9 protein-coding genes are annotated in these 10,344 nt (G+C 55.3%); 3 read left to right on the forward strand and 6 right to left on the reverse strand.

What is annotated here, in order from left to right:
- Positions 1-105: 105 nt before the first annotated feature.
- Genes recQ through RDN69_RS04975 form a run of 3 tightly spaced genes read left to right on the forward strand, consistent with a single transcriptional unit; the run spans position 106 to position 3,199 of the window.
- Positions 106-1,920, forward strand: coding sequence for a DNA helicase RecQ (gene recQ / locus RDN69_RS04965; protein ID WP_288218307.1), 1,815 nt, complete (start codon positions 106-108; stop codon positions 1,918-1,920).
- Positions 1,917-2,708: a thymidylate synthase gene (locus RDN69_RS04970; protein WP_024049126.1), complete on the forward strand. Its 792-nt coding sequence runs from the start codon at positions 1,917-1,919 to the stop codon at positions 2,706-2,708. Before recQ ends, RDN69_RS04970 begins: the two co-directional genes overlap by 4 nt.
- Positions 2,708-3,199 (forward strand): dihydrofolate reductase, encoded by a 492-nt coding sequence (locus RDN69_RS04975; protein WP_273260143.1) that lies wholly within the window; start codon positions 2,708-2,710, stop codon positions 3,197-3,199. Before RDN69_RS04970 ends, RDN69_RS04975 begins: the two co-directional genes overlap by 1 nt.
- A gap of 49 nt (positions 3,200-3,248) precedes the next feature.
- Here RDN69_RS04975 and RDN69_RS04980 read toward each other — a convergent pair whose 3' ends face one another.
- The 6 genes from RDN69_RS04980 to fumC all read right to left on the reverse strand — a co-directional run bounded on the left by RDN69_RS04980 (position 3,249) and on the right by fumC (position 10,177).
- A complete protein-coding gene (locus RDN69_RS04980; protein WP_024049288.1) occupies positions 3,249-3,977 on the reverse strand; it encodes a hypothetical protein in 729 nt (242 codons plus the stop codon).
- Complete coding sequence (locus RDN69_RS04985) at positions 3,970-4,758, reverse strand: hypothetical protein (RefSeq protein ID WP_273260140.1); 789 nt, start codon at positions 4,756-4,758, stop codon at positions 3,970-3,972. The genes RDN69_RS04980 and RDN69_RS04985 overlap by 8 nt, the downstream gene beginning before the upstream one ends.
- A gap of 171 nt (positions 4,759-4,929) precedes the next feature.
- Positions 4,930-5,832, reverse strand: a complete 903-nt coding sequence (locus RDN69_RS04990) for a hypothetical protein (protein WP_024049286.1) — start codon at positions 5,830-5,832, stop codon at positions 4,930-4,932.
- 82 nt (positions 5,833-5,914) lie between these two features.
- Positions 5,915-7,363, reverse strand: a complete 1,449-nt coding sequence (locus RDN69_RS04995; RefSeq protein ID WP_288218308.1) for a nicotinate phosphoribosyltransferase — start codon at positions 7,361-7,363, stop codon at positions 5,915-5,917.
- Between the two features lie 101 nt (positions 7,364-7,464).
- Complete coding sequence (gene ald, locus RDN69_RS05000; RefSeq protein WP_024047958.1) at positions 7,465-8,586, reverse strand: alanine dehydrogenase; 1,122 nt, start codon at positions 8,584-8,586, stop codon at positions 7,465-7,467.
- A gap of 208 nt (positions 8,587-8,794) precedes the next feature.
- Positions 8,795-10,177, reverse strand: a complete 1,383-nt coding sequence (gene fumC, locus RDN69_RS05005; protein ID WP_273260133.1) for a class II fumarate hydratase — start codon at positions 10,175-10,177, stop codon at positions 8,795-8,797.
- Between the last annotated feature and the right edge of the window lie 167 nt (positions 10,178-10,344).

Here is a 10,344-nt window from a genome sequence, read left to right on the forward strand (position 1 = left end):
CCCGATTTTCCGAACGCCGCTTGCGGCGTATTTTTTTATCCTCGTAAATAAAATGAAAAAGCGGAACTTTTTTCGTCTGTTATAATAATGCAGAAAGGAGGAGCGATGAGTACCACAACTTTGCATCAATATCTGCAACACTATTTCGGCTTTACATCATTTCGTCCGGCGCAAGCCGATATCGTGCAATCGCTCCTCGCGCGACGCGACACGCTCGCGATTTTACCGACCGGCGGCGGCAAGTCGCTTTGCTACCAGCTGCCGGCGCTCGTGCAAAACGGGCTGACGCTTGTCATCTCGCCATTAATCGCATTGATGAAAGACCAGGTCGACGCCTTGGTCGCCAACGAAATTCCCGCGACGTATTTGAATTCCAGCTTGGATGATGAAACGTATCGGGAACGCATGCGCGCGCTTTTGCGCGGCGCGTATCGGCTGCTCTATATCGCGCCGGAACGGCTGACCTCGTCGTCATTTCTCAATTTTCTCAGTAAACTCAATGTGACGATGTGCGTCGTCGATGAAGCCCATTGCATCAGCGAGTGGGGTCATGATTTTCGGCCGAGCTATCGCACTATCGCCGCCGCGTTGCAAACGTTGCCCGAGCGGCCGGTCATCGGCGCCTTCACGGCCACGGCGACGCCGCAGGTGCAACAGGACATCATGACGTTCCTGCAGTTGGAAAAGCCCGCGATTTTCGTGACCGGTTTTGACCGACCCAATTTGTATTTCGGCGTGGTCCGCGGCGCGAAGAAAAAGGATTACGTGCGCATGTATGTCGCGGCGCATCGCGGCGAAGCCGGCATTATTTATTGCGCGACGCGCAAAGCCGTCGATGAAGTGTACCATGATCTCACCCGCGCCAATGTGCCCTGCGTGCGCTACCACGCCGGCTTAAGCGAGACGGTGCGCACGCGCGCGCAAAACGCGTTCGTGCGTGACAAAGCGTCCGTGATCGTAGCGACGAACGCGTTCGGCATGGGCATCGATAAACCCGATGTGCGATACGTGCTCCACTACCAATTGCCGAAAAGCATTGAAGCGTATTATCAGGAAGCGGGCCGCGCCGGACGTGACGGCGCGCCGGCGGAATGCATTCTTTTATACAGCGGTCAGGACGTGCGTACGCAACGATTTTTAATCGAACAAACGGAACAGGAAACCGGCGTTATCGATACCGCCGCCCGTGATCGCTTGGAGGAAATGGAAGCGTATTGCCAGACGAACCGCTGCCTGCGCGCGCAGATTCTCCAACACTTCGGCGCGACCGACACCGCGCCTTGCGGTCATTGCAGTCAATGCGAAACCCCGACGGAAACCTGCGATGTGACGGGCGACGCGCGTACGGTTTTCAAAACCGTCGAAGAAATCAAAGAGCGCTACGGTATCGCGACCGTAGTTCGCATTTTACGCGGCGCATTGCAGGCCAAAGATCGCGCTCGCGAATTTGAGTACTGCCGCTACTACGGCGCGCGCAGCGGGGAAAGCGAACGCGATTTGCGCCGGGAAATCGAGCAGTATATCGCCGACGGTTATTTATATAAGCGCGGCGCCAAGTATCCGCTGCTGGCGCTGACCGTAAGCGGTGAAGAAGTATTGCGCGGCACGCAGACGGTGACCATGCCGATCCCGCAAAGTCCGCGCCGCCGCGGCGCAACGGCCCTGCCGAAAACGCACGCCGCGCCGCGTAAAGATCCGCTTTTCACTCGTCTCGCCGCGGCGCGCAAAACGCTGGCCGAAAAACGCAACGTGCCGCCCTACGTCATTTTCAGCGACGCGACGCTGCTCGAAATGTGCGAAAAGCGTCCGCAAACGCTGAACGACATGGCGCAAGTCAGCGGCGTCGGCCCGTTTAAACTGATTAACTACGCACCCGTCTTTCTCGATCTTATTCAAAACCATCCGGAGGAATCCCTATGAGCCTTGCCGATCAGCAATATCTCAACATTGTCGAAGCCATTTTGAAAACCGGCGCGCACGGCAACAACCGCACCGGTATGCCGGCCTATAAATTGCCGCACCAAATCATGCAATTTGATCTGGCGCGGGAATTTCCGATTCTCACGACAAAGTTTGTCGCGTTCAAAACCGCCGTCAAAGAACTGCTCTGGATTTGGCAGAAGCAGTCAAACGATGTGCGCGTTTTGCAGGATTGGAACTGCCACATTTGGGATGAATGGATGCAACCTGACGGCACGATCGGTAAAGCCTACGGTTACCAGTTAAAAAAATACGGTCAGGTTGACACCCTATTGCAAACGCTCCGCGAAAATCCGGAGAGCCGCCGCATGGTCGTGTCGCTTTGGAACGTGGAAGATCTGCCGGAGATGGCATTATACCCCTGCGCGTTTCTCACCATGTGGGACGTCGCTGACGGCCGCCTGAATTGCATGCTTGTGCAGCGGTCGGGCGACATGGGCCTCGGCGTGCCGTTCAACCTCACGCAGTACGCCGTGCTCGTGCACTTAATCGCGCGGCACGCGGGCTTGCAGCCGGGCTTGTTCACGCATGTCATCAACAACGCGCATATTTACGATAACCATGTCGACGCACTCACCGCGCAACTCGCGCGCCGTGATCAGGCGCTGGCGGCGCCGCGGCTGGTCCTCAATCCCGACGTGCAAAATTTCTATGAATTTACGCCGGACGATATTTATTTGGAAAATTATGAACATCTCGGCAAATTGGCCATGGAGGTGTCCGTCTGATGCTGCACATCATCGTCGCGGTCGCGAAAAATCAGGCGATCGGCAAAGACAATCAACTGCTTTGGCACTTACGCGATGATTTGAAACGCTTTCAAAAAATAACGACCGGACACCCGATCATCATGGGTCGTAAAACTTTTGAAAGTCTGCCGGGCATGCTGCCGGGCCGCGCGCACTGGGTGCTCACCCGCGACCGCAACTGGGCCGCGGCGCACCCCGAAGTCCAATGTTTCGCGAGCGTCGCTGAGGTGCTGCAAGCGCTGCAGCAAAATGAGGATTACTTCGTCATCGGCGGCGGCGAAATCTATCGCGCCTTTTTCCCGTACGCGGAGCAACTGCACATCACCGAAGTGGACAGCGAACCGGAGGCGGACACGTATTTCCCCGTGATAGATGAAACCGTCTGGGAAAAAACGCGTGTCGAAGAGGGCGAAGTAAATGCCAAAAATCCGTTGGCGCATCGTTTCGTGACTTACGTGCGCCGCGCATGAAAAAAGACCGCAACGCGGTCTTTTTTGTTTATCTTTTTTATGTAGCAAGCTATAAAGTCAGAACGGCTTTCGCCAAATAGCGGGCAAAATATTCACGATCCGTATCGCTTACCAGGAGCAGCACGCCCGCCAACTGATCATCGCGGCGAACAATGTAACACTGCGCATAGTACGGCAGCACCCAGCCGCCATCAATCTCAGGGGCCAGTCGCGCGCCCACGCGGTACATCACTTCATGCGCCTGCGTGACCCGCACGAGCGAATCAATCTCGCGGATACGCACATAAAGAGGTGGCTGCATTGGCATTGCGTTCGCACCGCGTAACTGCGGATTGTCTTTCACCATACTCGCCCAGTGCGCGGCGATTTGCTGATTTAATTTCGTTTCCAAGCCGTAGAGCATGACATTAAAATGCACCAATGTCGCGCGCTCCTCATCCCCCAATGACGAACGGAAAAACGGCTCGATCTCAGCGGGGTCGTCGATCGGCACGGCAAAGCTGACCAGCCACGCCGTCGCCAATCCTTCCGGCCGCTCCGCCTGCAGCTGGTAAACAAACCACCCCTCCGTTGGCGTCAAATTTTCATCGACCGCCGCCACTTGAGCCTGCGCAACTGAACCTTTCTGCGAATCCGTGAAGCCATCCGCAAGGGACGCCGCCGTGATCGTATCCGGCCATTGCAATGTGCCCATCGGCGGCACCGCGATGGGCGTCGCCGCGTACGCCGCCGTCGTCAGCGCGAGCAAGCCGCTGAGCAACCATGCCACTTTACGCATCGCGATCGCCTCCTATTCCCACATATCGGTTCCAAATTCGCGCGAAATACGCGTACTCCGTATCCGCCGTAATCAGCCACGTGCACTGAATATTGTCCGCTGTCTTGCGAACATCGGAAAATACGGCGATCGGCCAAACGACTCCACCCGTACCGATGACGAAGCGCATATGTTGTCCGTAGTAAACGCCGCCCTGCCCGTCACGATAACGAATCAGCGGCTGGTACGAACGCAGTGTCAATGTCGGCAGGAACGCCGCCGCCTCGGTGTTTTCCGCGATGAGCGACGCCTTCGCCAGATCCATTTGCGCCTGCATCTCTTCTTTCGTGCGCGGTTGCGTCAAGAGATATTCCGGCAACTCCCGCGCGTCGGTATTTTCAAACGCGGTGGCCCAAAACTCGCCCGCGCGATTTCCTTTCGCGGCTTGGCTCCGCGCCATGAGATCCAGCGGCACCTGCGCCGTCACCACGTACGCCACATGCACGCCGCGATGATCCTCCGCCTGCCACTGCGTCAACATCAGCGAATCCATTACCGCCTTGACGATACGCGGCGTAACTTCGTCCCGGCCTATTTCTCCACTGGCCGCGGCGGCGGATGAAAGCGCCGACGCGTACGCCGTTTTCAATACGTCGCTTTGCCACAGTTGCTTGCCCCAATAGCCGTCCGTCACGGCATGCGTTTTCACCGGCGCCGGCGCGTCCTTCGGCAACGCCGCCTGCGCACAACCGTTGCCCAACAGCGCCAGCGCCAAGCTCACGCTCCACAATATCCGATGCATGCCCACTCCTCCTTTATCGCGATGCGTTTTAATTTAATTTCGTTTCGCAGGATAATCAACCCCTGCATACTATCCGTCTCTTAGCGCTTTCATCATACTTAATCGCGTTTCACATCGCAAACGTAATGCATGCAACGAGAAAGTCAAAGAATGAAAGGCACACTGATCCGTTTACTTGTTTACTTTAATTTTTTCTTGATTATCGCCGTTAATGATCGTATACGCAATATCCCAGCCGTCTTCTCGCGGAAACAGTTGCACAATACATGTCACGACCGCTTCCATCGGCGGCTCGCCCGGTTTCGTGATCACCCGCTCACGGTAGCGTGCGCTTTGCTCCCAATACGGCTGACCGTTTGCCAAACGGCGCGTCAACGGCGTATACGCCGTGATTTTTACATCTATAATCGGCGCGAAATCGGCGCGCATTTGCAATATTTTTCCTTCGGCTCGGACCTGCATGAGCCTGGCGACAAAAATGTCCTCCGTCAACCGTTCATCGAGGCGCCGCACCGCGCGATCCAGTTGTTTTTGCACGTCGGTGCGACTTGGCATAAGCGTCGCGAGCACCTGCTTTACGGCTTCGCTCGGCGCCGGTCCCAAGCCGTCGCGCAAAGCCTGCGCGGACCGTTTCCCCAACGCCCGCTGAAACTCCGCAGTCGTCATGCGCATCATAAGTACATCCGCCACGTTGCCGTCGACAAATGCGGCTTGAAATACATCGGCATTTTGCCAAAATGTTTCGCGTTGCGCCGTCGTCATATATTGCTGCGGCGGCAACAAGCCGCTATCGGCATATTCCGCCAGCGCGCGAGCCAATTCTTTACCTGCGTCGGGTCCCCGCCAAGTCGATTGAAAATAGGTTTTTTTCATTTCCTGCTTGCGCGTTACGACTTGCGGTCGCTGCGCCTGCCAAGCGGCCTGCCAGACGGTCTGCGCCGGCGCGTTTTCGGTCGCGGTCGTAAGCGCCGCGGGTTCACTCGCGACGACAGGCGCCGCCGCGTAACTTGCGCCGGTCGTGACCGTCAAGGCTGCGAGTAATGCCGCGGTAAGATATGTCAAATGCTTTGCCATGCATTGCCTCCTTTTTCTTTCATTATACAGAATTTTACCATTCCGCGAACGAAAAAAGCGTTGCCGCGCGGCAACGCCTTTTTCAGTGCAGGCTGTCAACCTGTTCGTGAATCAATTTCTCTTTCAATTGCTGCAATTTCGGCGAGCGGTTAATTTCCAGTATCTCGGGGCTGTCCAGGCGCGTATATTCCGGCCAAAGCTGCTTGAATTGCGCGTCGGCATACGTCTTGATCGCATCGAGGCTCGGCAGTTCGTACACGAGTTCGCCGCCTTGCATGATCGGTTCCAGCATGCGACGCACGTCGAATGAATTCGCCGCCAATTTTTTGCGCCGCCACGGATATTCGTACGTAATCAGTTCGTAATCTTCCGCCGGAGAAATGTCTTCATCCGCCAACGTCAACACGTCGGTGATCAATTTCCCGTTGTCGCGATGGGAAATTCGGAACACTTCCTTGCGCCCCGGGTCCGTCATTTTTTCCGGCTGATCCGAGAATTTCATCTTCGGAATCAATACGCCGTTTTCTTCCTGTCCCGCCAATTTATAAATGCCGCCCAACGCCGAGGTGCCGTCCGCGGTGATAATCTTGGTGCCGATGCCCCAGGAGTTGATTGCCGCCCCCTGCTGTTTCAAACTCAACACGGTGTGTTCATCAATGTCGTTGGATGCGGTAATACCGGCCGTGGTAAATCCCGCCGCATCGAACATTTCACGCGCCTTGCGGGAGAGGTAGGCGATGTCGCCGCTGTCCAGACGGATACCGTATTTCTCCGGCAAGCGATTGGCTTCCTGCAGTTCTCTAAAGACGGTAATGGCGTTCGGAACGCCCGACTCGAGCGTGTTGTACGTGTCGGCGAGCAGCGTCGCGTTATCGTACTGCCGCGCGTATTCGCGGAACGCGGTGAGTTCGTCGGGAAAGCTCATGATCCAGCTGTGCGCCATCGTGCCGACCGCTGACAAACCGAAACGTCGCGCCGCTTCCACGTTACTCGTCGCGTTAAAGCCGCCGACAATGGACGCGCGCGCGCCATAATGGCCGGCGGATTCGCCCTGCGCCCGCCGCAAACCGAATTCCATCAAAAAGTCATCGCCCGCTACCGAACGCACGCGGCGCGCTTTGGTCGCGATCAATGATTCGTGATTCATGATCATCGTCAGACCCGTTTCGATCAACAGCGCTTGCGCTTTCGGGGCTTCCATTCGCAGCAGCACTTCGCCGGGGAACGCGATCGTGCCTTCGGTCATCGCGTAAATGTCTCCCGTAAAGCGAAAATCGGCGAGCCATTGTAAAAAGCCTTCGTCAAAGGTATGTAACGAACGTAAGTACGCGATTTCGCTTTCGCCGTACCGGAAATTTTGAATGAAATCGACCAGGTGTTCCAGACCCGCGACGACGGTGTACCCGCCACCAAACGGATTGTTGCGATACGTGCGATCAAATACGCAGGGCACATCATGCGCGCCGATGCGCCAAAGTCCCTGCGCCATTGTCAATTGATAAAAATCAGTGACCAAGCCTGTATTCATCATATCCCCTCCAGATGTTTCACTTATTATAACCGTCTGTGTCCGATTTCACAAAATGGAAGTAAAAAAAATCCCCTTATGCAAGGGGATTTTTTATGCGCTTTTTATTTCAAAAGATCGTTGACGTCTTTGCATTCTTTGTTGAGCGCTTCCGCTACGCCTTTGAACGTAACGTATCCGTCCAACGTGTTCAAACCGTTCGCCAGACCCTTGTCGTCTTTGAGCGCCTGTTTCCAACCTTTGTTGGCAATCGCGATCGCATACGGCAGCGTCGCGTTCGTCAACGCGTAGGTTGAGGTGTTGGCTACCGCGCCCGGCATGTTTGCAACCGAGTAGTGAACCACGCCGAATTTCATGCGGACCGGATCATCGTGCGTGGTCGGGCCGTCAACCGATTGAACCGCGCCGCCCTGGTCGATCGCCACGTCGACGATGACCGAACCCGGGCTCATTTCTTTGACCATTTCAGTGGTGATGAGCTGCGGTGTTTTCGCACCCGGAATCAATACCGAACCGATAACGACGTCCGCTTCTTTAACGGACTGCGCAATGTTGAGCGGGTTCGACGCGAGCGTATGTACGCGAGCGCCAAAGATGTCATCCAACTGACGCAAACGGTCGAGGTTGTTATCAATAACGGTGACGATCGCGCCCATGCCGACCGCCATTTTCGCCGCGTTCGTACCTACGGTGCCGCCACCGACGATGGTGACTTTGGCCGGTTGTACGCCGGCGACGCCGCCCATTAATTTACCTTTGCCGCCGTTGATTTTTTCGAGGAAATGCGCCGCTACCTGGATCGACATACGACCCGCGACTTCACTCATCGGCTGCAAGAGCGGCAAGCTGCGACCGTCACGACCGAGAACCGTTTCATACGCGATGCTGATGACTTTATGCTTCAACAGCGCTTCGGTCAATGCCGGTTCCGCCGCCAAGTGCAGGTACGTGTACAAGATCTGACCTTCGTGGAAGAGATCATATTCTTCCGCGATCGGTTCTTTTACTTTAATGATCATTTCGGAATCGTCGAACAGTTTCTTTTTATCCGCGACGATTTTAGCGCCGACCGCTTCGTATTCGCTGTCTTCAATGAACGAACCGAGACCGGCTCCCTTTTCGACGAATACTTCGTGTCCCGCTTCTACTAACGCGTGCGCGCCGGCCGGGGTAAGACCTACACGAAATTCGTTATTTTTGATTTCTTTTGCTACACCAATACGCATGTTGTAACCTCCTAATGAAATAGAGTATGCTATTAACAAAATTATTATACCACTATTCCGCACGCGCAAACAACATGACAACACTATTTTTCAAGCATTTTCTAAATTCGCATGCGATGCGATACATATAATAAAAATGCATACCATAAAAACAGCGTACTCTATTTTGCCAAAACAAAAAGCCGCCGCGGCGGCTTTTTGCAGATATTTATTTCGGATGTACCATCTCGGCGGGCACGACGATCTCATCGTACTCTTCCGCGGTGACATAGCCGAGGTCGAGCGCGGCGCTCTTGAGGTCGGTGCCTTCATGATGCGCTTTTTTGGCGATCTCCGCGGCTTTTTCATAACCGATTTTCGGCGCGAGCGCCGTGACGAGCATGAGCGAGTTCTGCACGTTTTTCGCAATGCGTTCGCGATCCGGTTCCAACCCTTCCGCGCAATGAACCGCAAACGAATGCAAGGCTTCTCCCAGCAGACGCACGGATTCGAGATACGCGTCGACGAGTACCGGTTTATACACGTTCAACTCAAACTGACCATGCGCCGAGGCCAGCGCGATCGTAGCGCTGTTGCCGTGAACGCGGCAGGCCACCATCGTAAGCGCTTCGCATTGCGTCGGATTCACTTTGCCCGGCATGATGGACGAACCCGGTTCATTTTCCGGAATCGTAATTTCCGCTAGCCCGGCCCGCGGTCCGCACGCCAACAAACGTATGTCGTTAGCGATTTTAAACGCGTTCATCGCGAGCGCTTCCAAGGCGCCGTGGCTGTACACGAATTGATCGTGAGCGGTCAGCGCGTGAAATTTATTGGCGGACGAAACAAAATCATAGCCCGTCGCGCGCGCGATTTCTTTCGCCACGCCTTCCGCAAACCCCTCCGGCGCGTTGAGGCCCGTGCCGACGGCGGTACCGCCCAACGCGAGGGGGTAGAGATGCGCTTCGCTTTCCTTGATCATTTTTTCCGCAGCTTCCAGCATCGCCGCCCAACCGGAAATTTCCTGGCCCAATGTCAATGGCGTCGCGTCCTGCAAATGCGTGCGGCCGATTTTGACAATGTCCATGAAATCCGCGCTCTTTTGCTCTAAAATGCGGCGCAGTTCCGCCAGCGCCGGATACAATTTTTCATGCAACGCCACGACGGCGGCGATATGCATCGCGGTCGGGAACGTGTCGTTCGAGGACTGCGAACTGTTCACGTCATCATTCGGATGAATCCGCAGCGAATTTCCCTCCGTGGCCAATTTTTCATTGGCGATATGCGCGATTACTTCGTTCACATTCATGTTGGATTGCGTGCCGGAACCGGTCTGGTACACGACCAGCGGAAATTCATCGGGCCATTGACCCGCTAAAATTTCATCGCACACGGTTTCGATAACGTCCGCTTTTTTCGCGTCCAATTTGCCGAGATCCGCGTTCACTTTCGCCGCGCATTTTTTCAATACCGCAAACGCCCGAATAATTTCCTGCGGCATTCGCTGACCGATTTTGAAATTTTCAAACGAACGCTCGGTTTGCGCTCCCCATTTCCGTTCCGCGGGAACTCGTACTTCTCCCATGGTGTCATGCTCTACTCGATAAGCCACGCCTTTCCCTCCCTTTAGCCATGCGGCGCCGACGCGTTCCGTCATCTGCGTAACGACGCGGTCGGGCGCGCATGATCCTCACCACCAAATTTTCAGATTTGGCTTAATTGTACGAGTATTTGAGATCGGAAGAGCGTCGTGTAGGGAAAGAGTGTAGATCTCGGTGG

The sequence above is a fragment of the uncultured Negativicoccus sp. genome (genome assembly GCF_902480485.1).
GTDB lineage: Bacteria > Bacillota > Negativicutes > Veillonellales > Negativicoccaceae > Negativicoccus > Negativicoccus succinicivorans.